The 24,639-nt window shown below is 67.4% G+C and carries 23 protein-coding genes; 6 read left to right on the forward strand and 17 right to left on the reverse strand.

The features are described 5' to 3' along the window. Nucleotides 1–73: 73 nt before the first annotated feature. On the reverse strand, nucleotides 74–1,531 hold the full coding sequence (gene guaB, locus ACTHJF_RS12540; RefSeq protein WP_440267406.1) for an IMP dehydrogenase: 1,458 nt from the start codon (nucleotides 1,529–1,531) through the stop codon (nucleotides 74–76). A gap of 95 nt (nucleotides 1,532–1,626) precedes the next feature. After that, nucleotides 1,627–2,484 (reverse strand): bifunctional methylenetetrahydrofolate dehydrogenase/methenyltetrahydrofolate cyclohydrolase FolD, encoded by an 858-nt coding sequence (gene folD, locus ACTHJF_RS12545; protein ID WP_440267407.1) that lies wholly within the window; start codon nucleotides 2,482–2,484, stop codon nucleotides 1,627–1,629. Between the two features lie 61 nt (nucleotides 2,485–2,545). On the opposite strand from folD, the gene ACTHJF_RS12550 reads away from it, so the two are divergent. Further along, a complete protein-coding gene (locus ACTHJF_RS12550) occupies nucleotides 2,546–3,115 on the forward strand; it encodes a GNAT family N-acetyltransferase (protein ID WP_440267408.1) in 570 nt (189 codons plus the stop codon). 9 nt (nucleotides 3,116–3,124) lie between these two features. Here the strand turns inward: ACTHJF_RS12550 and der are convergent, their stop codons facing one another. The 7 genes from der to ndk all read right to left on the reverse strand — a co-directional run bounded on the left by der (nucleotide 3,125) and on the right by ndk (nucleotide 10,119). Next, entirely contained in the window at nucleotides 3,125–4,522 is a 1,398-nt protein-coding gene (der, locus tag ACTHJF_RS12555) for a ribosome biogenesis GTPase Der (RefSeq protein WP_440267409.1), read from the reverse strand. A 212-nt stretch (nucleotides 4,523–4,734) separates the two neighbouring features. Then, nucleotides 4,735–5,946 carry an outer membrane protein assembly factor BamB gene (gene bamB, locus ACTHJF_RS12560; RefSeq protein ID WP_440267410.1) on the reverse strand — a complete coding sequence of 404 codons (1,212 nt, stop codon included), beginning with the start codon at nucleotides 5,944–5,946 and terminating at the stop codon, nucleotides 4,735–4,737. After that, the gene (locus ACTHJF_RS12565) at nucleotides 5,943–6,593 is read right to left on the reverse strand and encodes a YfgM family protein (protein WP_440260900.1); all 651 of its coding nucleotides are present in this window, start codon (nucleotides 6,591–6,593) and stop codon (nucleotides 5,943–5,945) included. The genes bamB and ACTHJF_RS12565 overlap by 4 nt, the downstream gene beginning before the upstream one ends. 167 nt (nucleotides 6,594–6,760) lie before the next feature. Then, entirely contained in the window at nucleotides 6,761–7,747 is a 987-nt protein-coding gene (locus tag ACTHJF_RS12570) for a helix-turn-helix domain-containing protein (RefSeq protein ID WP_440267411.1), read from the reverse strand. Continuing rightward, a complete protein-coding gene (pilW, locus tag ACTHJF_RS12575; protein ID WP_440267412.1) occupies nucleotides 7,744–8,544 on the reverse strand; it encodes a type IV pilus biogenesis/stability protein PilW in 801 nt (266 codons plus the stop codon). Before pilW ends, ACTHJF_RS12570 begins: the two co-directional genes overlap by 4 nt. Then, on the reverse strand, nucleotides 8,534–9,685 hold the full coding sequence (rlmN, locus tag ACTHJF_RS12580; protein WP_440260903.1) for a 23S rRNA (adenine(2503)-C(2))-methyltransferase RlmN: 1,152 nt from the start codon (nucleotides 9,683–9,685) through the stop codon (nucleotides 8,534–8,536). The genes pilW and rlmN overlap by 11 nt, the downstream gene beginning before the upstream one ends. An 8-nt stretch (nucleotides 9,686–9,693) precedes the next feature. After that, a complete protein-coding gene (gene ndk, locus ACTHJF_RS12585) occupies nucleotides 9,694–10,119 on the reverse strand; it encodes a nucleoside-diphosphate kinase (RefSeq protein ID WP_440260904.1) in 426 nt (141 codons plus the stop codon). Between the two features lie 232 nt (nucleotides 10,120–10,351). On the opposite strand from ndk, the gene ACTHJF_RS12590 reads away from it, so the two are divergent. The 3 genes from ACTHJF_RS12590 (at nucleotide 10,352) to ACTHJF_RS12600 (ending at nucleotide 14,831) form a co-directional block, all read left to right on the forward strand. Further along, nucleotides 10,352–10,966: a TetR/AcrR family transcriptional regulator gene (locus ACTHJF_RS12590; RefSeq protein ID WP_440267413.1), complete on the forward strand. Its 615-nt coding sequence runs from the start codon at nucleotides 10,352–10,354 to the stop codon at nucleotides 10,964–10,966. Between the two features lie 95 nt (nucleotides 10,967–11,061). Next, nucleotides 11,062–13,449: a 3-hydroxyacyl-CoA dehydrogenase/enoyl-CoA hydratase family protein gene (locus tag ACTHJF_RS12595; RefSeq protein ID WP_440267414.1), complete on the forward strand. Its 2,388-nt coding sequence runs from the start codon at nucleotides 11,062–11,064 to the stop codon at nucleotides 13,447–13,449. A gap of 173 nt (nucleotides 13,450–13,622) precedes the next feature. Continuing rightward, complete coding sequence (locus ACTHJF_RS12600) at nucleotides 13,623–14,831, forward strand: acetyl-CoA C-acyltransferase (protein WP_440267415.1); 1,209 nt, start codon at nucleotides 13,623–13,625, stop codon at nucleotides 14,829–14,831. A 74-nt stretch (nucleotides 14,832–14,905) separates the two neighbouring features. On the opposite strand, the gene ACTHJF_RS12605 is transcribed toward ACTHJF_RS12600, so the two are convergent. The 3 genes from ACTHJF_RS12605 to ACTHJF_RS12615 form a co-directional block, all read right to left on the reverse strand. After that, complete coding sequence (locus ACTHJF_RS12605; RefSeq protein WP_440267416.1) at nucleotides 14,906–15,208, reverse strand: hypothetical protein; 303 nt, start codon at nucleotides 15,206–15,208, stop codon at nucleotides 14,906–14,908. Between the two features lie 83 nt (nucleotides 15,209–15,291). Then, entirely contained in the window at nucleotides 15,292–15,963 is a 672-nt protein-coding gene (locus tag ACTHJF_RS12610) for a response regulator (RefSeq protein ID WP_440267417.1), read from the reverse strand. Between the two features lies 1 nt (nucleotide 15,964). Next, nucleotides 15,965–17,512: an ATP-binding protein gene (locus ACTHJF_RS12615; RefSeq protein ID WP_440267418.1), complete on the reverse strand. Its 1,548-nt coding sequence runs from the start codon at nucleotides 17,510–17,512 to the stop codon at nucleotides 15,965–15,967. Between the two features lie 77 nt (nucleotides 17,513–17,589). Between ACTHJF_RS12615 and ACTHJF_RS12620 the strand changes: the two genes are divergently transcribed. Both ACTHJF_RS12620 and ACTHJF_RS12625 read left to right on the forward strand, forming a co-directional pair. Next, complete coding sequence (locus tag ACTHJF_RS12620) at nucleotides 17,590–18,078, forward strand: hypothetical protein (protein WP_440267419.1); 489 nt, start codon at nucleotides 17,590–17,592, stop codon at nucleotides 18,076–18,078. Between the two features lie 320 nt (nucleotides 18,079–18,398). Beyond that, entirely contained in the window at nucleotides 18,399–19,856 is a 1,458-nt protein-coding gene (locus ACTHJF_RS12625) for an MDR family MFS transporter (RefSeq protein WP_440267420.1), read from the forward strand. Here the strand turns inward: ACTHJF_RS12625 and ACTHJF_RS12630 are convergent. The 5 genes from ACTHJF_RS12630 to ACTHJF_RS12650 all read right to left on the reverse strand — a co-directional run bounded on the left by ACTHJF_RS12630 (nucleotide 19,840) and on the right by ACTHJF_RS12650 (nucleotide 24,531). After that, nucleotides 19,840–20,190 (reverse strand): carboxymuconolactone decarboxylase family protein, encoded by a 351-nt coding sequence (locus ACTHJF_RS12630; protein ID WP_440267421.1) that lies wholly within the window; start codon nucleotides 20,188–20,190, stop codon nucleotides 19,840–19,842. The genes ACTHJF_RS12625 and ACTHJF_RS12630 overlap by 17 nt on opposite strands. Before the next feature lie 486 nt (nucleotides 20,191–20,676). Then, nucleotides 20,677–21,261 carry a TMEM175 family protein gene (locus tag ACTHJF_RS12635; RefSeq protein ID WP_440254765.1) on the reverse strand — a complete coding sequence of 195 codons (585 nt, stop codon included), beginning with the start codon at nucleotides 21,259–21,261 and terminating at the stop codon, nucleotides 20,677–20,679. A gap of 83 nt (nucleotides 21,262–21,344) precedes the next feature. Further along, a complete protein-coding gene (locus ACTHJF_RS12640; RefSeq protein WP_440267422.1) occupies nucleotides 21,345–22,553 on the reverse strand; it encodes an ABC transporter permease in 1,209 nt (402 codons plus the stop codon). Further along, complete coding sequence (locus ACTHJF_RS12645; RefSeq protein ID WP_440267423.1) at nucleotides 22,553–23,272, reverse strand: ABC transporter ATP-binding protein; 720 nt, start codon at nucleotides 23,270–23,272, stop codon at nucleotides 22,553–22,555. Before ACTHJF_RS12645 ends, ACTHJF_RS12640 begins: the two co-directional genes overlap by 1 nt. Further along, nucleotides 23,269–24,531 carry an efflux RND transporter periplasmic adaptor subunit gene (locus tag ACTHJF_RS12650; protein ID WP_440267424.1) on the reverse strand — a complete coding sequence of 421 codons (1,263 nt, stop codon included), beginning with the start codon at nucleotides 24,529–24,531 and terminating at the stop codon, nucleotides 23,269–23,271. Before ACTHJF_RS12650 ends, ACTHJF_RS12645 begins: the two co-directional genes overlap by 4 nt. Nucleotides 24,532–24,639 lie beyond the last annotated feature (108 nt).

The following is a 24,639-nucleotide window of genomic DNA, read 5'->3' on the forward strand; positions in this document are numbered from 1 at the left end:
CCAAGGCGAAAAGCCTCCCCCTCACCCAACCCTCTCCCCCGGGCTGCGCCCAGGGGAGAGGGCTAGAAGATCATCACGAGTTCAGCCGGTAATTCGGCGCTTCCTTGGTGATCTGGATGTCGTGCGGGTGCGCCTCGGTGACGCCGGCGCTGGTCACCTTCACGAACTGTGCGTTGGCGCGCACGTCCTCGACCGTCGCGGCACCGAGGTAGCCCATGGAGGCACGCAGGCCGCCGATCAGCTGATGGATGATGTTGCGCAGCGGGCCGCGGTACGGCACGCGACCCTCGATGCCCTCGGGCACCAGCTTGTCGGCATCCGCTTCCTCCTGGAAGTAGCGGTCCTTCGAGCCCAGCGCCATCGCGCCGAGCGAGCCCATGCCGCGGTAGCTCTTGTACGAGCGGCCCTGGAACAGCTCGACCTCGCCCGGCGATTCCTCGGTGCCGGCGAACATCGAGCCGAGCATCACGCTGGACGCGCCAGCGGCCAGCGCCTTGGGAATGTCGCCGGAGTAGCGGATGCCGCCGTCGGCGATCAGCGGGATCTCATCTTTCAGCGCGGTTGCGACCAAGTCGATCGCGGTGATCTGCGGCACGCCCACACCGGCGACCACGCGGGTGGTGCAGATGGAACCCGGGCCCACGCCCACCTTCACCGCATCCACGCCAGCGTGCAGCAACGCGCGCGCCGCTTCGCCGGTAACGATATTGCCGGCGATCACCTGCACCTTCGGGTAGTGCTTCTTCACCCAGCCAGCGCGCTCGATCACACCTTGCGAATGGCCGTGCGCGGTATCGACCACGATCACGTCCACTCCGGCATCCACCAGCATCGCCACGCGCTGTTCGGTGTCGCCGCCTACGCCGACCGCGGCGCCGACCAGCAGCGCTTCATTGCGGTCCTTGGCGGCGTTGGGGTTGTCGCGCGCCTTCTGGATGTCCTTGACGGTGATCAGGCCGCGTAGCTGGAAGTCGTCGTTGACCACCAGCACCTTCTCGATGCGGTGCTTGTGCAGCAGTTGCAGCACTTCGTCCTGGCTGGCGCCTTCCTTCACCGTGACCAGCTTGTCCTGGCGGGTCATGATGTTGCGTACCGGGTCGTCGTGCTTGCGCTCGAAGCGCATGTCGCGACTGGTGACGATGCCTACCAGCTTCTCGCCTTCCACCACCGGCACGCCGGAGATGTGGTGGGCGCGGGTGAGGCGCTGTACCTCGCCGATGGAGGTGTCCGGGCTGACGCTGAAGGGGTTGCGGATGACGCCGGCCTCGAACTTCTTCACCAGGCGCACTTCGGCGGCCTGCTGCTCGGCGGTCATGTTCTTGTGGATGATGCCGATGCCGCCGCATTGGGCCATGGTGATGGCGAGGCGGGCTTCGGTGACCGTGTCCATGGCCGCGGACACGATGGGGATGTTCAGGCGCAGATCGCGGGTGAGCCGGGTGGATGTGTCCACATCGCGCGGCAGGATGACCGAATGGGCCGGAACAAGATAAACGTCGTCGTAGGTCAGGGCCTCGGCGAGGATGCGCATGGAAAGGGTTCCCGGCAAAGATGGAATTATACGCGCCCGCCCGGTCCCCCGCCAGATGTTGCAGTGCGGTCAGATGCCGCCTACCACGTCCGCAGTCACCGCTTGCCGCTGGCCTCGGCGGCTTCCAGGGTGTTTTCCATCAGCGTGGCGACGGTCATCGGCCCCACCCCACCCGGCACCGGGGTGATCCAGCTGGCGCGCTCGGCAGCCGGGGCGAACTCCACGTCGCCAACCAGGCGACCGTCATCCAGCCGGTTGATGCCCACGTCGACCACCACGGCCCCAGGCTTGATCCACTCGCCCTTGACCAGCCCGGGTTTGCCCACCGCCACGATGACGATGTCCGCCTGACGCACGAAGCCTTCCAGGTCGCGGGTGAAGCGATGGCAGCAGGTGGTGGTGCAACCGGCGATCAGCAGCTCCAGCGCCAGCGGCCGGCCGACGTGATTGGATACGCCGACCACCACCGCATGCTGGCCACGCACGGGGCGATCGGTGTGCCCGAGCAGGGTCATCACGCCCTTGGGCGTGCACGGACGCAGGCCGAAGCGGCGCAGAGCGAGGCGGCCCACGTTCACCGCCTGGAAACCGTCCACGTCCTTCAGCGGGTCGATGCGGTCGACCAGCGCCTCTTCATCGATATGCGGCGGCAGGGGCGACTGCACCAGGATGCCGTGTACGGCCGGATCGGCGTTGAGCCGGTCGATCAGCGCGAACAGCTCCTCCTGCGTGGTAGCCGAGGGCAGATCGAAGTCGAACGAGCGAAAACCCACCTGGTGACAGGCCTTGCGCTTGTTGCGCACATAGACCGATGAGGCCGCGTCGTCCCCGACCAGCACCACCGCCAGCCCGGGCTCGACCAGGCCGGCCGCCTTGCGCTCCGCCACGCGCTGGCCGATGCGCTCCAGCAGTTCCTGCGCGATGCGTTTGCCGTCGAGGATGCGTGCGCTCATGGTTGTGCCCTGCCGATTTAGCCGCGCATTATCGCGGCTCCCCGTCTAGCGCACAAACCCGATGAATGCTCCGCCCTGCCCCGAGTCCACCGTACTGACCGATGCCGCCATCACGCTGCGCCCGTGGCACAGCGAGGACGCCGCGGCGATGTACGAGGCGGTACGCGAATCGATGGCGAGCCTGGCCGCATGGCTGCCGTGGTGCCATGCCGACTACGGCCTGGCCGATGCGCAAGCACGGATGCAGGCGTGCCGCGAAGGCTGGGCACAGGGCGAACTGTTCGCCTTCGCAGTGCTGGACACCGACGGCCGGCTGCAGGGCAGCGCTGGGCTGAGCCAGATCAACCGCCTGCACCGCAGCGCAAATGCCGGGTACTGGTTGCGCGCGTCGGCGCAAGGCAGGGGCTGGGCGCCGCGGGCGCTGGCGCAGGTTGCCCGCTTCGGTTTCGAGCAACTGGGACTGATCCGCGTCGAGGTCGTCGCCGAGCCGGGCAACGTGGCCAGCCGGCGAACGGCGGAACGCGCGGGCGCGCGCTTCGAGACGATCGCCCGCAACAAGATCTGGTCGCGCGACCGAGCGGCCGACGCCGCCGTCTACAGCCTCGTGCCAGGTGATCTTGCGTTGCCGTGAAGTGATGCCTCAGCGGCGCTTCTTCATCTCGCGGATCATGCGCTGGCGCTTGCGCATCTGCGCTTCGGTGAGCACGTTCTTCTTGCCGGCGTAGGGGTTCTCGCCATCGCGGAAATCGATGCGGATCGGCGTGCCCTCGAGCTTGAAGCGCTTGCGAAAGAAGCCTTCCAGATAGCGCCGATAGGCCGGTGCGATGTGCTTGGTGCGGCTGCCGTGGATCACAATGGTCGGCGGATTGCTGCCGCCCGGATGGGCGAATCGCAGCTTCGGCGCGTGTCCGCGCACCAGTGGCGGCTGGTAGCTCTCGTAAGCCTTTTCCAGCGCCTTGGTCAGCTCGGACGAGCCCAGTTCGCGCGTGGCGGCGCTGTGCGCACGCACCACGGCACGCATCAGCTCGCGTAGTCCCGAGCCGTGCAGGGCCGAGATGAACACCGTCTTGGCCCAGTCGACGAACACCAGACGGCGCTCCAGTGCGCGCTGGCACTGCTCGCGCTGGTAAGCGTCCATGCCGTCCCACTTGTTGACGGCGATCACCAGCGCCCGGCCCTCGTCCATTGCCGCACCGATCAGGGTGAGGTCCTGATCGGCCAGGTTCTCACGCGCGTCGATCAGCACCACCACCACCTGCGCGGCGGCCATCGACTGTAGGGTCTTGATGACGCTGAACTTCTCCACCGCCTCCTCGACGCGCGCCTTGCGCCGCACGCCGGCGGTGTCGATCAGGGTGTAGCGCTTGCCGTCGCGTTCCAGCGGCACGCGGATCGGATCGCGGGTGGTGCCGGCCACGTCGGAAACGATCAGCCGGTCCTCGCCGAGCAGGCGGTTGATCAGGGTCGACTTACCCGCGTTCGGGCGCCCGACGATGGCGACGCGAATGCTGCCTGCCTCGCCCTCGTCTTCCGCGTCGGATTCTTCCGGCGGCAGCAGCGGCAGCACGCTGGCGATCAGGTCATCGGTGCCGCGATTGTGGGCGGCCGACAGCGGCAGCGTGGCGTGGATGCCGAAGGCCGAGAACTCGGCCATCGCAGTATCCATATCCAGCCCGTCGGTCTTGTTGACGGCAGCGATGATCGGCTTGCCGCTGCGACGCAGCTCACCGAGGATCACGTGGTCCTGCGGCAGCAGCCCATCGCGCGCATCGACCACGAACACGATGACCTGGGCCTCTTCGATCGCCAGGCGCACCTGGCGCGCGGTCAGCACGTCGAGCGCGTCCTCGGTGCCGGACAGGCCGCCGGTATCGACCACCACGAACGGCCGCTCGCCGGTGCGGCACACGCCGTAGTGGCGGTCGCGGGTAACGCCGGGCATGTCGGCGACCAGCGCATCGCGGCTGCGCGTGAGCACATTGAAGAGGGTCGATTTACCGACGTTGGGACGGCCGACCAGGGCGACGACGGGCAACATGATGGAGAACCTGGATCCCTATGGGCGGGTAGCCCGCGCCGGAATCGGTTTGCGCGCATGGAAAAATAGGAGGCGGCAGTGTAAGGCAAGAGCCCGCCGGGGCGCTCGATCCGCCCCATGCCGCCGGCAAAAACGAGGCGGCGGCCGCACCGGATTGCTCCGGCGCGAGCCGCCGCCTGGTGGCAGGTCCGGTCATGCCGGACCTCGCCCGATCAACGCATCGAGAGACGGTAGGCGCCGATGTGGCCCTTGATGTCTTCGACGTACACGGTGTCACCGATGACCAGCGGCTGGGCGCGGATCGCCTTCTTCGACAGGCGCTCGCGGGCGGCCAGGGCGCCGTCGCCGGTCTGCAGCCAGTGCACGTAACCCTCGATATCACCGACCACGACGTAGTTGCCCTGCACGGCCGGGCTGGTGAGCCAGCGATACTTGAGGGCGTCGTTCTTCCACTGGTCGGCGCCGCCGCTCTTGTCGAACGCCCACACCTGCGATTCGTCGTTCACCGCGTACACGGCGTTGCCCCCCACGTCGGGGGAGCCGAAGCTGGAGAACTCACGGTTCCACAGCGGGCGGCCGCTCGGGCCGTCGATTGCTTCGAGACTGCCGTGATAGGCGGTGCTGTAGAGCGTGGTGCCATCGAGCACCACCGCACCGTCGGCGTCGTTCAGGCGCTCGATGTCGGTGCGGCCCTCACCGCTGGCCAGGCGCTGCTCCCACAGCTTGTCGCCGGTGTCCTGGCGCAGCGCGACGAGCTTGCCGTCGTCGGATCCGAAAAAGACTACGCCATTGGCCGCCAGGAGCGGACCATTGCCGCGCACGCTCAGCAGCGGCACGTTGCCCTGGTCGTAGACCCAGCGACGATCGCCGGTGGCTTTGTCCAGCCCGTACACGCGCCCATCCTGGGTGCGCACCAGCACCAGGTCGCCGACGATCACCGGCGCCGTGATCACCTCGGACTTGAGGTCCGCAGTCCAGCGCGGCGAGCCGTCCTTGGAGGACATGCCGTAGACGTGGCCATCGAGCGTGCCGATCGCCAGCAGATCGCCCGACACCGCCGGACCACCCGCGTAGAAAGCATCCTTGCGCTTCTTATCGCCCCAGCCGAACCAGCCGTGGGTGCGCGACTTGTTCGACCAGAGCGTCTTGCCGCTTGCCGCGTCGAACGCCGCGACGTCGCCGTCGGTGCTGGCCGCGTAGAGCACGCCATCGACCACCGTCGGACGCATGCGTACGCCCGAGTCGCCAGCGCCGTCGCCGATGCGTGCGGTCCATAGCTCGGACACCTTGGCGGTGGCCTTGAAATCCTTGGCGAGCGGCGTGGGCGGCTCGATGTTGTCCTTCTTCTTGTTATGGCAGCCAGCGACGACTACCAGCGAGGACAACGCGATCAGCCAAACGCACTTCTTCAAAACCGGTTTCATGCACCCTGCTTCCCGGCCGTAGCCAGATCATCGATTTTCAGCTGCAGCGACGACCGCTGGGGCGCGTCTCCGCTCATTGCCGACAATGCCGACTGGTACGCCTTGCGCGCGTCGTCGACCCGGCCTAGCTTGACCAGCACGTCGCCGCGTAGTTCCTCGCGCAGCCCCTCGTACTGCTTGCCGGTGAGCTGGCCCAGCGTCGACAGCGCCTCTTCGCTCTTGCCCTGGGCAAACTGCACCTGCGCCAGGCGCAACTGGATCAGCGACTTCACGGCCGGATCCTCGCTGTGGGCAAGCGCCCATTCCAGCGAGCCACGTGCCTTGTCCAGCTCCTTCGCTTGCACTTGGCGACGCGCGCGCTCGCTGGTGGCGAAGACCGCATAGGTCGACTTGCTGAAATCCTTCTGCAGGCGATCGGTGAGCTGATCGGCGCTGGCGGTGTTGCCGACCGCTTCGGCCGACTGCACCTGCTGATACAACTGGGCGGCGGCCGCGCGATTGCTGGCCTGATGGTTACGCCACTGCTGCCAGCCGAAGATGCCGATCAGACCGATGGCAATACCGACGACGATGGACACGCCGTTCTCGCGCAGCCACTTCTGTACGCGTTCGCTCTGTTCGTAATCGTCGTATGCGTCAAATGCCATGCCATCACCGTTAAGAGGCCGGCCGGCCCGCGCGGGGGGACCGGTGCCTGGATTGTGCCGAGAACGCCGCGCGCACGGGGCGCGCGATCAATGAGGGAGCATAACCGAAACCCGCCATCGAACGGCAGCGCACCGGAGCGGGCGCTGCACCCGATCCGACACCCGACTCAGGCGCCGCGGGGGACGACTTTGCCGTCCTCGAGGTCGAGGCGAAAATGGGCCACATTGGCACGGCGATAGGCGTCGAGGGGGAGCACCTGGCCGTCGACGCTCATCTGCGCGCCGCTGGCGTTGCCAAGGCGAATCTCCAGCGGCTGCTCGCTGTGGTAGGTCTTGTGACTGCCCGCGGGGAGCAGGCCGTACTCCAGCCGCGAACCGTCGGCCGCGATCACTTCGACCCAGCTGGCCTCGGCCAGCGAGAGCGTGAGGCTGTGCCCGGCCACGCCGTCGTCCACCGCGGGCACCGACACCGCCGGCGGCTTGACCGGATCCACGCTCATGTTCGGCACCATCGATGCGAGCAAGGGCTGGTCGTTGTCGGCGTGGCTGGTCGGCGTGGTGGCCGGCGCGACTGCCACCGCATCGGCAGCGGTCGAACCAGGCGTGGCGGCGCTGGCCGGCAGCTCCTGCTGCGCGACGGGCGAGGCGTCGAGCGGCGCGAAATGACTGATGTCGCGGTTGAGAGTGCCACGCACGCCCAGCCAGATCATCGGCACGATGATCACGGCGGTCAGCACCACATAGGTCGCCGCGGTGGCGTAGCGCTCGAGCAGGTAACGGGAATGCGAGATACCGCCGGTGGCCACCAGTTGCGGCTCATCCTGTCGACGGATGCGCGACACCTCAGCCTGGATCAGCGCATCGTCGAGCCCCAGATGGCGCCCGTACTTGGTGATGTAGCTGCCCAGATAGACCTGGTAGTCGATGCCGTCGTACTGGCCACCCTCTAGCTGGCGCAAAACACGTGCCGGCAACTTCAGCGCATGGCCGCAGGCTTCCAGGTCCAGGCCCTTCGCCTCGCGCGCGGCGCGCAGGCGACTGCCAAAACTAGGTTCAACGATCTGCCGCTGATCGGGAGTATCCATCGGGCCGTGAGGCGTGACGAAGTCCTGCTCACGGGGTTCCTGGCCGTGCAAGGGAGTCTGCTGGGTCATGGACGGGCGGATTGGTCGATGTTGCGGGCCTGGTCCGAATCCGGAAACTGGCTCAGCAACCGCTGACGGTACGATTGGGCAGCATCCGTATTGCCCAGACGGGATTCAATCAGGTAGCCGAGCCGATAGGCATCGGGCGATGGCTGACCGAGCGCATCGAAACGCTGCAGGAAGGCACGAGCGCGGAAAGCGTCGCCGCTGTCGAAAAGCAGCTTGGCAAGCTGGAAAAGCGCCTCGCTGTTGTTCGGGTTCTTCTTCAGAGCGTCGCGGAAATCTTGCTGTGCGGCGACCACACTGCTGCTCTTGAGCTGGCATACGCCTGCATTGGTAAGCGCTACGTCAGGTGTTTTGTAGAACGGGTCGGCCACGGCTTTGCGGAAATAGGTCTCTGCTTCCTGAGGCTTTCCGGTACGGCATAGAAAGGCACCGAGGTTGTTGTTCGGGCCGCCCTTGGCGGGCTCCAGCGCCACCGCACGACGGTAGTGCAGCTCGGCATTGGGAAGGTCGTTGATGCGCTCGTAGACCACGGCGATCACGGTGTGAGCAGGCGCGTAGTCGTCATCGAACTGCAGCGCTTTGGTCAATTTTTCCATCGCCGTCTGGAGGTCGCCGCCTTCCAGATAGTGCTGTCCCAGTTCGGTGTGGATGCGCGCTGCGTCCTCGGCCTGTTGCGCTTTACTGGTACGCGGCAGGCGGTCACCCGAACTGCCCTCGCCCCCCGACTGGCTGCCGCCGGTACTGACGCACCCGGCGAGCAGTGCGCACAGCACCAGTCCTCCCCAACGATCAACCCGCATGGACAGCCCCCTGATCCAGACGTTTTTGGAATTCAGCCTGACGGCGCGTGCGATCCAGCACCTGTCCCTTCAGCTGACCGCAGGCGGCATCGATATCGTCGCCGCGGGTGCGACGAAGCATCGTGAGAATGCCGGCATTGAGCAACTGCGTCTGGAAAGCCCGGATCGTATCGGCATCCGAACGTTCGAAACGTGTTCCAGGAAACGGATTGAACGGAATCAGGTTCACTTTGCACGTCGGCAACCGACGCATGAACTTGATCAGCTGCCGCGCGTGCTCGGGCTGATCGTTGACACCCTTCATCAGGGTGTACTCGAAGGTAATCGAGGTGCGCGGCTTGCGCGCGATCCAGCGCTGGCAAGCCGCTTCGAGCTCGGCCAGCGGGTAGCGCTTGTTGAGCGGCACCAGCTCGGTGCGCAACTCGTCGTTGGCCGCGTGCAGCGAGACGGCCAGCGACACGTCGATGGTGTCCGACAGCTTGTCGATCATCGGCACCAGGCCGGCGGTGGACAGCGTCACGCGCTTGGACGCCAGGCCGAAGCCCAGGTCGTCGCGCATCAGGCTCATCGCCTTGGTGACGTTGTCGAAATTCAGCAGTGGCTCGCCCATGCCCATCATCACCACGTTGGTGATGCGGCGGTTCTGGTGGGTGATGTTGCCGAGGTATTTCGCCGCCACCCACATCTGGCCGATCACCTCGGCCGTGGACAGGTTGCGGTTGAAGCCCTGCGTCGCAGTCGAGCAGAACTGGCAATTGAGCCCGCAGCCGACCTGCGAGGACACGCACAGCGTGCCGCGGGTCGGCTCGGGGATGTACACCGCCTCGATGGCGTTGCCGCCATCCATGCCGAGCAGCCACTTGTGGGTGCCATCGGCGGCGGCCTTGTCGAACAACGTCTTCGGCGGACCGACGTAGCAGGTGGCCTCGAGCTTGGCGCGCAGCGCCTTGCCCACATCGGTCATCTTGCCGAAGTCGTCTTCCAGGTGATGGTAGATCCACTTCATCACCTGCTCGGCGCGATACGGCTTCTCGCCGATCTGCGTGAAGAAATCACGCAGACCCTGGCGATCGAAGTCGAGCAGGTTGACCTTGCCGCCAGCGGCGGTCGGATCGGAGGGAAGTTGCACCACCTGGTTCACGGCATGCCTCAGCGCGGAAAGACTTCCGTCTCGGCGAAGAAGTACGCGATCTCGACCTTGGCGGTCTCGGTCGCATCGGAACCGTGCACGGCGTTCGCGTCGATCGACTCGGCGAAATCGGCGCGGATCGTGCCCGGCTTGGCTTCCTTCGGATTGGTCGCGCCCATCAGGTCACGATGCGCCAGCACGGCGTTCTCGCCCTGCAGCACGCTGATCATCACCGGACCGGAGATCATGAACTCGACCAGCGCGTTGAAGAACGGGCGCTCCTTGTGCACGGCGTAGAAGCCTTCGGCTTCCTTGCGCGACAGGTGCTTCATCTTGGCAGCCACGATCTTCAGGCCGGCCTTCTCGAAGCGGGCGTAGATCTCGCCGACAACATTCTTGGCGACGGCGTCGGGCTTGATGATGGAAAGGGTGCGCTCCAGCGCCATACGGGTCTGCTCCGGGATACGGGGAAATGGGAAAAGGTTTTATGGCCGAACGAACCGGCAAAAAGCGCCAAATCCGACACGGAATGCGGATTTAGCTCACGAAAGTTTGACAGATTCTAGCTCAATCGCAACCGGCCTGCCGGCCGTCCCAAACGTTCGTTTGACTGCTGCGAAGCCGCGCGCGTATGCTCAAACGATCGTTTGATTCCTGCCCCGGGCGGTGGCCCTTGCCTTGAACAACCCGACCTCGACCAAGGAACGCATCCTCGCCGCCGCCGAAGCGTTGTTCGCCCAGCGCGGCTTCGACGGTGCGTCGTTGCGCCAGCTCACCGCGTCGGCCGGGGTCAATCTGGCAGCAGTGAACTATCACTTCGGCTCCAAGGAAAAACTGGTCGAGCAGGTATTCAAGCGTCGCCTGGATGCACTGAACCAGCATCGCCTGGCCGAGCTGGACAAGATCGCGGGTCGACCCGGCACCACGCTCGAAGATGTGCTCGCCGCCTATATCCGCCCGGCGCTGGAATTGTCCCACGAGGGTAACGGCTCGCTGTTCATGCGCGTGCTGGCGCGCGCCTTTGCCGAGCACGACGACACGCTGCGCCAGTTCCTGTCGGAGAACTACGGCCACGTCATGCGCCAGTTCACCGCCGAGTTCGCGCGACTGTTGCCGCATCTGGAAAAGGCCGAGCTGTACTGGCGCATCGATCTGGTCACCGGCGCCCTCACCCACGCGATGTCCGGCTTCGGCATGATCCAGCGCAAGGACAACGTCAGCGAGCAGCAGCACCGCGAGCAGACCGCCGCCCACCTGATCCGCTTCGCCGCCGCCGGCCTGAGCCACCCCTAGAAGACTGTCACCGGATCGCCACGGCGATCGGGTCGTGTTTGTTGTCCCTTTTTTGCCGAGTCCGATCTTTCGAGTTCGACCTTATGGAGAAGCCAATGACCGCTGCACCAACCACCTCATCCGCGCTGCGCATCCGCAAGGCCGCGGTGCTGGGCGCCGGCGTGATGGGCGCGCAGATCGCCGCGCACCTCACCAACGCCGGCGTCGAGACCGTGCTGTTCGACCTGCCCGCGAAGGAAGGTCCCAAGAGCGGCATCGCGCTCAAGGCGATCGAGAACCTGAAGAAGCTCTCGCCTGCCCCGCTGGCCGACAAGAACCTCGCCGCGGCGATCATCCCGGCCAACTACGACGAGCATCTGGATCACCTGAAAGACGTCGATCTGGTGATCGAGGCGATCGCCGAGCGGATGGACTGGAAGCTCGATCTTTACAAGAAGATCGCCCCGCACGTTTCTGCCACCGCCGTGCTGGCCTCCAACACCTCGGGCCTGTCGATCAACGGCCTGGCCGAGGCGCTGCCGGAGGGGATGCGCCACCGCTTCACCGGCGTGCATTTCTTCAACCCGCCGCGTTACATGCACCTGGTGGAAGTGATCCCCACCCGCCTCACCGACGCCGCCGTGGTCGAAGGGCTGGAGGCGTTCCTCACTACCACCGTCGGCAAGGGAGTGGTAATCGCCAAGGACACGCCGAACTTCATCGGCAACCGGATCGGCGTGTTCTCGATTCTCTCGACGATGTATCACACCGAGCAGTTCAAGCTCGGCTTCGACACGGTGGACGCACTGACCGGCCCGGCACTGGGCCGCCCGAAGAGCGCCACCTACCGCACCGCCGACGTGGTAGGCCTGGACACCATGGCGCATGTCATCAAGACCATGGCCGACACGCTGCCGGATGACCCCTGGCATCAGTACTTCCAGGCGCCGGTATGGCTCAAGGGCCTGATCGACAAGGGCGCGCTCGGGCAGAAGACCGGCGCCGGCTTCTACCGCAAGGCCGGCAAGGACATCGTGGTGCTGGACGTGGCCAAGCAGGACTATCGCCCGTCCGAACAGAAGGCTTCCGACGAGGTCGCCGCGATCCTCGCGATCAAGGATCCGGCGGAGAAGTTCGGCAAGCTGCGCGCCTCCAGCGACCCGCAAGCGCAGTTCCTGTGGGCGATCTTCCGCGACCTGTTCCATTACACCGCCTACCACCTGGCCGACATCGCCGACACCGCGCGTGATGTCGACTTCGCGATCCGCTGGGGCTACGGCTGGAAGCTCGGTCCGTTCGAGACCTGGCAGGCTGCCGGCTGGCAGCAGGTGGCCGGCTGGATCGCCGAGGACATCGCCGCCGGCAAGGCCATGAGCAGCGCGCCCCTGCCCTCCTGGGTCACCGACGGTCGCGCCGGCGTGCACGGCAAGAACGGCTCGTGGTCGGCCAGCGCCGGTCAGTACAAGCCGCGCTCGAGCCACCCGGTCTACGCGCGTCAGCTGTTCCCCGATCCGATCCTGGGCGAGAAGTTCGACCAGGGCACCACGGTGTGGGAGAACGAGGGCGTCCGCCTGTGGACGCTGGGCGACGACGGCGTCGGCATCATTTCGTTCAAGACCAAGATGAACACGGTCAACGATTTCGTGCTCGATGGCGTGCAGCACGCGATCAAGCTGGCCGAAGAGAAGCTCAAGGCCGTGGTGATCTGGCAGACCGGCGAGCCGTTCTCCGCCGGCGCCGATCTCAAGGGCGCGCTCGGTTTGCTGCAGGCGGGCAAGTTCGACGACTTCGAGAAGATGGTCGCCAACTTCCAAGCCACCAGCATGGCGATCAAGTATTCGCTGGTGCCTGTGGTATCGGCCGTGCGCGGCATGGCGTTCGGCGGTGGCTGCGAGTTCCAGATGCACTCGGCCCGTACGGTCGCCGCGCTGGAAAGCTACATCGGCCTGGTCGAGGCGGGCGTGGGCCTGCTGCCGGCCGGCGGTGGCCTGCACGAGCTGGCGGTGCGCGCGGCCAAGGCCAACCCGGCCGACCCGTTCGAAGAGCTGAAGAAGGTGTTCGAGACGGTCGCCATGGCCAAGGTTTCGGCCAGCGCGCTGGAAGCGAAGGCGATGGGCCTGCTGCGGCAGGACGATGTGATGGTGTTCAACAGCTACGAGCTGCTCTACATCGCCAAGAAGGTTGCCGCCGCGATGGCCGAGAGCGGCTACCGCCCGCCGCTGCCTGCGCGCGCCGTGCCGGTGGCCGGCGATGTCGGCACCGCCACCTTCAAGGCCTCGCTGGCCAACCTGCAGGAGGGCTACTTCGCCTCGCCGCACGACATCGACATTGCCGGCCGCATCGCCGACTGCCTGTGCGGTGGCGCGATCGAGCGCGGCTCGCAGGTGGACGAGGCCTGGCTGCTGGCATTGGAGCGCAAGCACTTCGTGGCGCTGGCGAAGACCGAGAAAACCCAGGCGCGCATCGCTCACACGATGAGCACCGGCAAGCCGCTGCGTAACTGATAGGCGTTGCGACCGACCCACTCCATCACCGGAAACCCCGAAGCCGCCGAACGTCATCCCCGCGCAAGCGGGGATCCATCTTGATCTGACGCCAGAAACACGATGGATTCCCGCGTTCGCGGGAATGACGAACAAAAAAGCCCGGCTTCGAGGTCACTCAAAGGAAACAGACCATGACCAAGCAAGTGCAAGACGCCTACATCGTCGCCGCCACCCGCACCCCGGTCGGCAAGGCGCCGCGCGGCGTGTTCCGCAACACCCGTCCGGACGACATGCTCGCGCACGTAATCCGCGCCGTGATGGCGCAGGCGCCGGGCATCGATCCGCACCACATCGGCGACGCCATCATCGGCTGCGCCATGCCCGAGGCCGAGCAAGGCATGAACGTGGCGCGCATCGGCGTGCTGCTGGCCGGCCTGCCCGATACCGTTCCCGGCGTCACCATCAACCGTTTCTGCTCGTCCGGCCTGCAGGCCGTGGCGATGGCCGCCGACCGCATCCGCCTGGGCGAGGACGACCTGATGCTCGCCGGCGGTACCGAGAGCATGAGCATGGTGCCGATGATGGGGCACAAGGTGGCGATGAACCCGGCCATCTTCGCCAACGACGAGGACCGCGCCATCGCCTTCGGCATGGGCATCACCGCCGAGAAAGTGGCCGAGCGCTGGAAGGTGAGCCGTGAGCAGCAGGACGCCTTCGCCGTGGAGAGCCACCGCCGCGCACTCGCCGCCATCGCCGCCGGCGAGTTCAAGGACGAGATCTCGCCGTTCCAGCTCGACGACCACTACCCCAACCTCGCTACCGGCGGCATCGTCACCGACAGCCGCACCATCGACACCGACGAGGGCCCGCGTGCCGGCACCACGATGGAAGTACTGGCCAAGCTGCGCACGGTGTTCCGCAACGACCGCTTCGGCGGCAGCGTCACCGCCGGCAATTCCTCGCAGATGTCCGACGGCGCCGGCGCCGTGCTGCTGGCCAGCGAGAAGGCGATCAAGGAATACAACCTCACCCCGCTGGCCCGCTTCGTCGGCTTCTCGGTGGCGGGCGTGAAGCCCGACGTGATGGGCATCGGCCCGAAGGAAGCGATTCCCAAGGCGCTCAAGCAGACCGGCATCAGCCAGGATCAGCTCGACTGGATCGAGCTCAACGAAGCGTTCGCCGCGCAGGCGCTGGCGGTGATGGGCGACCTCGGGCTGGACCCGTCCAAGGTCAATCCGCTGGGCGGCGCCATCGCGCTCGGCCACCCGCTGGGCGCCACCGGTGCAATCCGCATCGCCACGTTGCTGCACGGCTTGCGCCGGCGCAAGCAGAAGTACGGCATGGTCACCATGTGCATCGGCACCGGCATGGGCGCGGCGGGCATTTTCGAAGCGCTCTGAGGCTACCGCTGCCGCTACGAAAAAGGCGTCGCATCGCTGCGGCGCCTTTTTTTGCGTTGTTCCAGGCCTGCCCGCTACGCCTGCTCGCGATGTTGGAACTGCCACATGCCCAGCCAGGCCTGCAGAGCGCCGCCGATCAGGCTCACCGTTATCACCTGCATCGCCCGGTCTGCACGCGTGGCGAATACGCGCAGCGGCATCGACCCCGGGGACCACGACCCGAACCGTGCGATTGCCCGATCAGGAACCGGGCCACGGTGCCGGCCACACCGACGAAAATCGATGTGTTGAAGCCGCGCCGGTCCAGCGTCAGCCAATCCGGCCGAGCGCCCGTGCATCGTGTCGGGACTCAACCGGAGCACGTTCAGCAACACCATCGGCGCCATCCCTACCGTGCCGGTCGCCAGCGTGTGGCGAAGCGTGAAGGCCGAAGCTCATCCTGACTTGTGGCACGCCGGGCTCAGTCCGCGTCGGTGATCTCGAATCGGTAGCCCGCACCGTACACCGCATGGATGAAGTTCTGCCCCGGCGCCATGTCGTCCAGCTTCCGGCGCAGGTTGCGAATGTGGCTGTCGACCACCCGATCGGTGACGTCGCGCAGATCGTCGTGCATCAGATCGAGCAACTGATCGCGCGAGTAGATGCGGCCAGGATGGGTGAGCAACGCGTGCAGCAGCCGGTATTCAGTGGTGGTGTGCGGCACCGGGCGGCCGCGGTAGAACACGCGCTGCGCCTCCTCGTCCACGGTGAAAGGATTGGCGGGCGTGGCCGGTGCCGTCCGTCGCAGCAGCGCGCGTACCCGCGCCACCACTTCGCGCGGACTGAACGGCTTGCAGATGTAGTCGTCCGCGCCGAGCTCCAGCCCGAGCAGGCGATCGATCTCTTCCACCCGCGCGGTGAGCATGATCACCGGCAGTTCGCTGTCGCGCCGCAGCTCGCGCAGGATCGCTAAGCCGTCCTTGCCGGGCAGCATGATGTCCAGCAGAAGCAGGTCCGGACGCTCGGTGGCAACTGCAGGCAACACATGATCACCCTCGCCCACCGTCAGCACCGTGTGCCCGGCCTGGGTCAGATAGTCCGCTAGTAACTTAGCGATCTTCGGCTCGTCCTCGGCGATCAGCACACGCGCCATCTCAGTGCCCCTCCCGTGGCAGACGCAGTTCCAGGCGCAGCCCGCCCAATGGCGAGTTCGCGGCCGCAAGCGTGCCGCCGTGCGCCACGGCGATGCGCTGCGCAATGGCCAGGCCCAGACCGCTGCCGCCGAGTGCCCGGTTGCGCGAATGCTCGCCGCGATACAGCGGCTCGAACAAGCGCGCCAGGCCCTCCGCCGGAACACCAGGTGGGGTATCGTCCACGCGCAGGCAGGCCTGATCACCATCGACGAACACGGATGCTTCCACGCGACCGCCGCGATCGCTGTAGCGCAGGCTGTTGCCGAGCAGGTTGTCGATCAGCTGGCGCAGGCGATCCGCATCGCCATGTACGCGCAGTGGCTCGCCGCTGCAATCCAGCGTGAGTCCGGCTTCGGCGGCGGTGCTGGCGAACCGTGCGCAACCCTCGGCAAGACACGCCGACAGATCCAACGGCTGCATGCGATAGCTGAGCGATCCGGCATCGGCCATCGACCACTGGTGCAGGTCATCCACCAGTCGATCCAGCCGCATCACCTCCTCGTGCAACGACTGCAACCCCTTTGCATCGGGCGGGCGCACGCCCTCGCGCATCGCTTCGAGCTCGCCGCGTACGATCGCCAACGGCGTGCGCAGCTCGTGCGAGATGTCGGCCATCCAGCGTTGGCGCGCGCTCTCATGCGCTTGCAAGGCTGCGCTCAACCGATTCACGTGGTGCACCAGGTCGCCCAGCTCGTCGTGGCGGTCACTGACCAGCTGCACGCCATAGCGGCCTTCCGACAGTTGCCGCGCAGCACCCTCCACGGCACGCAGCGGTGCCAGCAAGTGCCGCGCGAAGAACCACGCCACCGCCATCGCCAGCACCAGCAGCGCAAGCGCCAGTTCGGCCATGCCGCGGATCTGCGCGGCGAGGAAAGCGGTGTCGCGACGGTCCACCGGCCGCGACAGCGGCCGCAGTGCGAGCCAGCCAACCACCGCTCCGTCGCGACGTAGTGGCCGCTCCATCGCATCCGCAGGCGGCGACTGGCCAGCAACCAGCGCGTGCGAGGCATCCAGCAGCGATACCCGCGGAGGAAGCGGCAAGGGTGGCAGCGCGTGCGCATCGGGAGCCGGTGGCGGCGGTGGGGGCAGCGGCGGCGCCGGGGGTGGTGGCGGCGGGGGTGGCGCTTGCGGCTGCGCTTCCTCCGGAACCGCAAGCGGGCGATGATCGAGGGTCTCGCGCAGCAGCGCGTCCCACGCCTGACGATCGCGCAGGCCATCGAAGCCGCTGACGGCATCCTCGCGCTGGCCCAGTGCCTGCGCCAGCGGATCGAGCCGCGACAGATCCAGCGCATTGACGTAACCGACGAAGCCGCTGCGCAGGTTGCGCACGGTCAGCGCACCCATCGCCAGCAGCGACAGACCGATTGCCACCGCCAGCAGCAGGAACAACTTGTGCGCCACGCGCAGGCGCAGCCCGGCGCTGGTTCCAGCGTGGACGGATTCGCTTGGAGGAGTGGGCGCAGGCATGGCCGCGAGGATAGCGGCGGCGCGCGGCTGGTGCGTCCTCATTTCCTGCATATTCCCTGCGATGTTGCAGGTCATCGTGGGTGGCGTCGGATCCCCCGGCCACGCAAGGAGATCACCGCATGACCCAACGCGCTCTCACCACCCGCCTCGTCGCCGGCCTGGTCGGCCTCGCCGTCGTCGGCGGTGCCCTCGCCCAGCGCGCCACGCCGATGGCCGAGACGCCCCTGTTCGCCCACGGCCAGCATCGCTGGATCGTCGACGGCCTCCCGCCGCTGCCGCCCGGCTGTCAGCACGGCATGCCCTCGCCGCCGCCCCCCACCCTGCCCGACTTCAGCAACGACGCGAAGTGGCAGAACACGCTCGGAATCAGCGCCGCGCAGGCCAGGCAGGTGCAGCAAGCCCTGGAGCAGCAGGCCCGCCAGCGGCAGAAGTTCGATGAGCAGCGGCGCAGCGATGACGCAGCCAGTTGCGAGAAGATCCGCAGCATCATCGGCGACAAGGCGATGGCCAAATGGGTCGAAGCCAGCCCGGTCCCGCCCCCGCCGCCACGCCCACCGATGCCCCCCGCTCCGCCGGCGCCACCCGCCCCGCCGGCCGAGGCGCAGTAAGCACACCTGATTGAACCCCTCTCCCCCGGAGAGGGGTTGGGGTGAGGGTCCGGCACGAAGCCCCGTGGGCGCATCGTTCCCAACCGGACATCACGCACACCCGCACCCTCATCCGACCCTGCGTGCTACCTTCGCCCGGCGGGAGAAGGGACAGCCGTGTCATCCCGCACAACGCCACGGATCAGCGACCGCGCTTGTGAGCCAACCCTCCGCGCGGGATACTGCGCCGCCCGCGTGCACCCCACACGCATCCGTGCCAACGACGCCGTCCCCCGCGCCCGCCGCTGGCTTGTGTCCGCCGCTTTCCGCCGAGCCGCCCCGTGAGCCAGCAGACCGGGGAAACCGCCGCGCCAGCCCCGCCGGAGCCGCTGTTTCCCGACTACCGCATCACTTCATTGATCGTGGCGTGCGCGATCTTCATGGAGCAGATGGACGCCACCGTGCTGGCCACGGCGCTGCCCACGATGGCGCGGGATTTCCACGTTGGCGCGCCGGCCATGAGCATCGCCATGACCAGCTACCTGCTGGCGCTGGCGATCCTGATTCCCGCCAGCGGGGCGGTGGCCGAACGCTTCGGCACCACGCGCGTGTTCGCCGCCTCCATCGGTGTATTCCTGCTCGGCTCGATCGCCTGCTCGCTGGCGCCGAACCTGCCCACGATGGTGGCCGCACGCCTGCTGCAGGGTGCGGGCGGCGCGATGATGGCGCCGATCGGACGGCTGATCCTGCTCAGCACCATCCCCCGCAAGCACCTGGTGTCGGCGATGTCGTGGTCGCTGGTGCCGGCGTTTCTCGGCCCGCTCACCGGGCCGCCGCTGGGCGGCCTGATCGTCACCTACCTGAGCTGGCGCTGGATCTTCTACATCAACCTGCCGATCGGCCTGCTGGGCTACTGGCTGGTGAAGCGCTTCATCGCGACGATCCCGCCCGCCGCTGCGCCGCCGCGCTTCGACTTGGGTGGCTTTGCGCTCTGTGGCGTAGGGCTGGGCGGTCTGCTGTTCGGGCTGGAGATGATCGGCCAGAGCGCCGATCTGCCGGTGGCGCTCGCGCTGCTGCTGGTCGGCAGCGCTGCTTCGCTCGGCTACCTGTGGCACGCGCGGCGGCGGCACGATCCGCTGCTCGATCTCTCGCTGCTGCGCATCGATTCGTTCCGGCTCTCGGTGATCGGCGGCTCGCTGATGCGCATTACTCAGGGCGCGCAACCGTTCCTGCTGCCACTGATGTTCCAGATCGGCTTTGGCCTGTCGGCAGTGCGCAGCGGCCAGCTGATTCTGGCCACCGCGCTGGGCGCGCTGCTCACCCGCGCGTTCACGCCGCGCTTGCTGCAACTGACCGGTTTCCGTAACGGCATGCTCTACAACGGTGTGCTGAGCAGCCTGGGTTACGCGGTGTGCGCGTTCTTCCGGCCGAACTGGCCGTTCGGGCTGATGTTCGGCCTGCTCATGGCGTGCGGCGCGTTCATGTCGTTCCAGTTCGCCGCCTACAACACGGTGGCCTACGAAGGCGTGCCGCGCGAACGCCTGAGCGCCGCCAGCAGCCTCTACACCACGCTGCAGCAGCTGATGCTCTCGTTCGGCATCTGTGCCGGCGCGCTGCTGCTGCGCCTGGCGATGGGCGTGGGCGGACACCCGCAGCCACGGGCGATGGATTTCTCCTTCGCCTTCATCGCGGTGACCGTGATATCGCTCAGCTCCACCGTGTGGCACCTGCGCTTTGCCCATGATGCAGGCCACGAACTGAGCGGACACCGCCCGCGGCGGCTCACGGCGCAGCCGTGAACTCTTCGTAGGCGCGCACGGCGTCCGCCGCGTACATCAGCGACGGCCCGCCGCCCATGTAGACCGCCACCGCCAGCGTCTCCATCAGCTTGGCGCGCTCCACGCCCAGCCTCGCGAGCGCCTTGGTGTGAAATCCGATGCAACCGTCGCAGTGAGTGGCCACGCCGATCGCCAGCGCCATGAGCTCCTTGTCCGCTGCCGACAGCGCACCGGCTTCCATGGCGCTCTTGGACATAGCCGAAAAGCCAGCCATGGTGCCCGGCGCCTCGGCGCGAATCTTGGCGATCGACTGATTGAGATCGTGAGTGATCTGCTTGTACGACTTGCTCGACACGGCGGTGCTCCTCAAGGAATCGATAGGCGGATCGGCCCGTGCTGGCGGCGAAACCGGCAAGCCATTCTTGAGCGTTGGCCGAACGTCGGTACTGATCCGCGTCAGGCGCGACGCCGGAATGAGAAAGCCCCTCTCCCGCCGGGAGAGGGGTTGGGGTGAGGGTCCGACGCAACGCAAGCCACCGTGCTGCGCCGCTCACCCTCATCCGTCGCTGCGCCCCCCCCCCTTTTCCCGAAGGGAGAAGGGAATGCCCGACCAAGCCTCAAGCAAAGCCCCTCTCCCGCCGGGAGAGGGTTGGGGTGAGGGTCCGCAGCAAGGCGAGTCACCGCGCTAAGCCCCGCACCCTCATCCGGCGCGGATGCGCCACCTTCTCCCGAGGGGAGAAGGGCTACCCCGCAAAACCGTTCGCGCTGAGCGTAGCCGGCGGCACGCCGGCGAAGTCGAAGCGCTGTCACCAAGCAGACCACCACCTCGGCCTGCTTCGCCTTACGACTCGTGCCGCGCCAGCGCCCGTTCGATGCGCCGATCCGGCACCAGCCACAGCAGCGCCGCGAGTGCGTACAGCAACTGCGAAAACCAGGCCGCCCCGAACGACGCGACGATGCCCGCTGCGTAGATCACCGGCGACAGCTTGCCCTTCCAGTCGCCACCCACTGCGCGCGCCAGTGGCGAGTCCTCACCCTGCAGGCGGATGATCGACCGCTGCAGCAGCCAGTACGCCACCGCCGACATCAGCAGCACCACGCCATACAGTGCCGAAGGCCCCTGCGCGAAGTGGTTCTCACCCATCCAGCCGGTGGCGAACGGCAGCAGCGACAGCCAGAACAGCAGGTGCAGGTTGGCCCACAGAACACCGCCACTCACGCCGCGCGCCAGGTGCAGCATGTGATGGTGATTGTTCCAGTAGATGCCTACGTAGATGAAGCTCATCACGTAGCTCAGGAACACCGGCAGCAGCGGCCACAGCGCGGCCATCGTCTCGCCATGCGGCACCTTCAACTCCAGCACCATGATAGTGATGATGATGGCGAGCACGCCGTCACTGAATGCCTCGAGTCGAGTCTTGCCCATGGTGGCTGCGCCGGTAGAGAGAGGGCACCAGTATCCACTGGCGTCGAGGCGTCAGGCATCCCCCATCCTGGCGCCGGCGTGCCCTACTCGTGCCGCAGGGCCTCGATCGGGTCGAGCCGCGCCGCACGCCGCGCCGGAAAAAAGCCGAACACCACGCCGATCAGCGCCGAGAACGCGAACGCCAGCAGGTTGATCGGCAGGCCGAACAGGTACGGCACCTGCAGCACGCGCGCCAGCACGATCGAGCCCACCGTCGCCAGCAGCACGCCGAGCAGGCCGCCGATGGACGACAGCACCACCGCCTCGATCAGGAACTGCCCCAACACCTCACGCTCCAGCGCGCCCACGGTGAGCCGGATGCCGATCTCGCGGGTGCGCTCGGTGACCGACACCAGCATGATGTTCATGATCCCTACCCCGCCCACCAGCAGGCTCACCGCCGCCACCGCGCCGAGCAGCAGGGTGAGCACGCGGGTGGTGCTGGAGAGCATGTCGGCGATCTCGCGCGTGTCGAGCACGTTGAAATCATCTTCCTGGCCCAGCGCGATGTGCCGGCGCTCGCGCAGCAGCGCCTCGATGCGCTGCTTGGCCCGCGCGGTGGAAGCGCCCTGGCGCACCGACACCAGCAGCATGCCCACGTCCTGGTTGCCGGCGAGGCGGCGCTGCACGGTACGCAGCGGCATCACGATCACGTCGTCCTGGTCGCGCCCCATCGACGACTGCCCCTTCGCGGCGAGCAGGCCGATCACCTCGCAGGCGAACTGCTTGACGCGGATCGCGCTGCCTACCGGATTCTCGCTGCCGAACAGCTTGCTGCGGGTGGTTTCGCCCAGCACACTCACCGCCTTGCCGGCCTGCAGCTCGCCGTCGAGGAACACCCGTCCGGCGGACAGCTTCCAGCTGCCTGCGCTGAAGTACGCGTTGGTGGTGCCCACTACGCCGGTGGACCAGTTGCTGGCCAGGTGCACCACCGTCACGGTGCGCGATACCACCGGCGCCACGCTGCTGAGCTCGCCTACCTGGCTCTCGATGGCGCTGGCGTCGGCCAGCCGGAACTGCGCCGCGCCCGCGGTATCGCGACTGGGCCCCAGCCGCTGGCCGGGGCGCACCATCAGCAGGTTGCTGCCGAGGCTGGAAATCTGCGCGGACACCGCGGCGGTGGCGCCGTTGCCCAGCGTCACCATGGTGATCACCGCAGCCACGCCGATCAGGATGCCGAGCACGGTGAGGAAGCTCCGCGTGAGATTGCGGCGGATCTCCTTCAGCGCCAGCAGCAGCGTGTTCCAGAACATCAGGCCGCCACCGCCTGCCGCGTGTCGCTCTCCACCCGCCCGTCGACGAAGCGCACCACGCGCCGCGCGTAAGCGGCCATGTCCGGTTCGTGGGTCACCATCAGCACGGTGATGCCGCGGTCGCGGTTGAGCGCCACGATCAGGTCCATGATCTCGCGGCTGCGCAGCGTGTCGAGGTTGCCGGTGGGCTCGTCGGCCAGCAGCACCGCCGGATGCGTGACGATGGCGCGGGCGATCGCCGCGCGCTGCTGCTGGCCGCCGGACAGCGCCGCCGGCGCGTGATACTCCCAGCCGGTCAGCCCTACCGCAGCCAGCGCCTCACGCGCCGCCGGGTGGCGCACGGCCGGCGGCTCGCCGCGATACAGCAGCGGCAGCTCCACGTTCTCCAACGCCGAGGTGCGCCCCAGCAGGTTGTAGCCCTGGAACACGAAGCCCAGGTAGTGCCGCCTCAGCAGCGCCCGCTGGTTGCGCGTGAGCGATTCCACCGCCGTGCCGCGAAAGCGGTAGCTGCCGGTGGTCGGCACGTCGAGGCAACCGAGGATGTTCATCGCGGTGGACTTGCCCGAGCCGCTCGGCCCCATGATCGCCACGAACTCGCCCTGCTCTACCACCAGGTCCACGCCGCGCAGCGCCTGCAACGCCACCGTGCCCTGGCCGTAGGTCTTGGTGACGCCGACCAGCTCGATCAGCGGTGGCGACGCGCCTGCGGCCGCGCTCACGGCGCACCGCCGAGGCTCTCTGTGATCACCCGCATGCCCGGCTGCAGCGCGTCGCTGGCTACTTCGCTGAGCTCCCCGTTGCTGGCACCGAGCGTCACCGGCACCGCTACCGACTGCCCGTTGCGCAGCACCCACACCTGCCGCGCCTTCCCGTTGCCGCCGGCGGCGGGGCTGCTGGCGCCGTGCGGCGGCCGCGGCATCAGCCGGCTCACCAGGCCACCGGACGATGGCGCGGCGTTGGCCGAAGCGGGGGTAAAGCGCAACGCCGCGCTGGGCACCAGCAGCACTTGCTTGTGCTCGCTCACCACGATGGCCGCGGTGGCCGTCATGCCCGGGCGCAAGCTGAGGTCGTCGTTGTTCACCGTGAGTACGGTGAGATAGGACACCACACCGTCCTTGGTCTGCGAGCCGAACCCCACGCGCCGCACCTGCGCCGGATACTCGCGCCCCGGGTACGCATCGACGGTGAAGGTGGCTCGCTGGCCGTTGCGCACCTGGCCCACATCGGCCTCGTCCACGTCCACCTGCAGCTCCATCTTGGACAGGTCTTCGGCCAGCGTGAACAGCACCGGCGCCTGCAGCGAGGCGGCCACGGTCTGGCCCGGCTCGATCGAACGCGTCAGCACCACGCCGTCGATCGGCGAGCGGATCGATGCCTTGGCGAGGTTGGTCTCGCCAGTGCTCAGCGCCGCCTGCGCCTGCGCCACCTCGGCCCGCGCGCTGGCCTGCGCGGCCAGCGCCCGCCGCAGGGCAGCCTGGGCGGTGTCGATATCCACCAGCGCCGGAATCGTGCCGCCGCTGCTAGCGAACATGCGTGTGAGCCGGCTCACCTGCAGCCGCATCTCGGTCACCGTGGCGGCGGTGAGGCGCACCTGTGCACGGGAGGCGTCGAGCGCGCCGCGGGCGTTGGCGATCTGGTCCTTGAGGCGCGACACGTCCAGCTGCGCCAGCACCTCGCCGCGCTTCACCGTGTCGTTCACGTCCACCCGCACCGCTTCCATGATGCCGGACAGCTCGCTGCCCACGTCCACCTGGTTGGTCGGCTGCAGGTTGCCGGTGGCCGCCACCGTCACCACCAGGTCACCGCGGGTGACTTCGGCGGTCTGGTAGCGCGGCTGCGCGGCGGCACTGCTGCGTCGGAGCAGCACGTAGCCCGCTCCGGCAAGCGCCAATGCGCCTGCCAGCATCAGTAGCCAGCGCAACTGCCGACGCCAGCGTGCGCCTTTGCCCGCTCCACCGGTGCCGAGCACCGCGGCCATGGTCGCCCCAGCCGTCGTCGGCGAGCCTGCGGGCCGTCGAACAGAGGGCGTCAGCATGACCGCCACCCTGCCAAGTACCGCCGGCACCTTCGCCTAGAAGCCCCCATC

This window comes from Dyella sp. (genome assembly GCF_051962475.1).
GTDB lineage: Bacteria > Pseudomonadota > Gammaproteobacteria > Xanthomonadales > Rhodanobacteraceae > Dyella_A.

What these genes read in the sequence shown, in the direction of transcription:
- ACTHJF_RS12650 (WP_440267424.1), bottom strand. Translation starts at nt 24,531, where the DNA reads ATGGCCGCGGTGCTCGGCACCGGTGGAGCGGGCAAAGGCGCACGCTGG.
- ACTHJF_RS12615 (WP_440267418.1), bottom strand. Translation starts at nt 17,512, where the DNA reads ATGAGGACGCACCAGCCGCGCGCCGCCGCTATCCTCGCGGCCATGCCT.
- ACTHJF_RS12600 (WP_440267415.1), top strand. Translation starts at nt 13,623, where the DNA reads ATGACCAAGCAAGTGCAAGACGCCTACATCGTCGCCGCCACCCGCACC.
- folD (WP_440267407.1), bottom strand. Translation starts at nt 2,484, where the DNA reads ATGAGCGCACGCATCCTCGACGGCAAACGCATCGCGCAGGAACTGCTG.
- pilW (WP_440267412.1), bottom strand. Translation starts at nt 8,544, where the DNA reads ATGCGGGTTGATCGTTGGGGAGGACTGGTGCTGTGCGCACTGCTCGCC.
- ACTHJF_RS12550 (WP_440267408.1), top strand. Translation starts at nt 2,546, where the DNA reads ATGAATGCTCCGCCCTGCCCCGAGTCCACCGTACTGACCGATGCCGCC.
- ACTHJF_RS12595 (WP_440267414.1), top strand. Translation starts at nt 11,062, where the DNA reads ATGACCGCTGCACCAACCACCTCATCCGCGCTGCGCATCCGCAAGGCC.
- ndk (WP_440260904.1), bottom strand. Translation starts at nt 10,119, where the DNA reads ATGGCGCTGGAGCGCACCCTTTCCATCATCAAGCCCGACGCCGTCGCC.
- ACTHJF_RS12610 (WP_440267417.1), bottom strand. Translation starts at nt 15,963, where the DNA reads ATGGCGCGTGTGCTGATCGCCGAGGACGAGCCGAAGATCGCTAAGTTA.
- ACTHJF_RS12635 (WP_440254765.1), bottom strand. Translation starts at nt 21,261, where the DNA reads ATGGGCAAGACTCGACTCGAGGCATTCAGTGACGGCGTGCTCGCCATC.
- bamB (WP_440267410.1), bottom strand. Translation starts at nt 5,946, where the DNA reads ATGAAACCGGTTTTGAAGAAGTGCGTTTGGCTGATCGCGTTGTCCTCG.
- ACTHJF_RS12565 (WP_440260900.1), bottom strand. Translation starts at nt 6,593, where the DNA reads ATGGCATTTGACGCATACGACGATTACGAACAGAGCGAACGCGTACAG.
- ACTHJF_RS12570 (WP_440267411.1), bottom strand. Translation starts at nt 7,747, where the DNA reads ATGACCCAGCAGACTCCCTTGCACGGCCAGGAACCCCGTGAGCAGGAC.
- der (WP_440267409.1), bottom strand. Translation starts at nt 4,522, where the DNA reads ATGTTGCCCGTCGTCGCCCTGGTCGGCCGTCCCAACGTCGGTAAATCG.
- ACTHJF_RS12605 (WP_440267416.1), bottom strand. Translation starts at nt 15,208, where the DNA reads ATGGTGTTGCTGAACGTGCTCCGGTTGAGTCCCGACACGATGCACGGG.
- guaB (WP_440267406.1), bottom strand. Translation starts at nt 1,531, where the DNA reads ATGCGCATCCTCGCCGAGGCCCTGACCTACGACGACGTTTATCTTGTT.
- ACTHJF_RS12640 (WP_440267422.1), bottom strand. Translation starts at nt 22,553, where the DNA reads ATGTTCTGGAACACGCTGCTGCTGGCGCTGAAGGAGATCCGCCGCAAT.
- ACTHJF_RS12620 (WP_440267419.1), top strand. Translation starts at nt 17,590, where the DNA reads ATGACCCAACGCGCTCTCACCACCCGCCTCGTCGCCGGCCTGGTCGGC.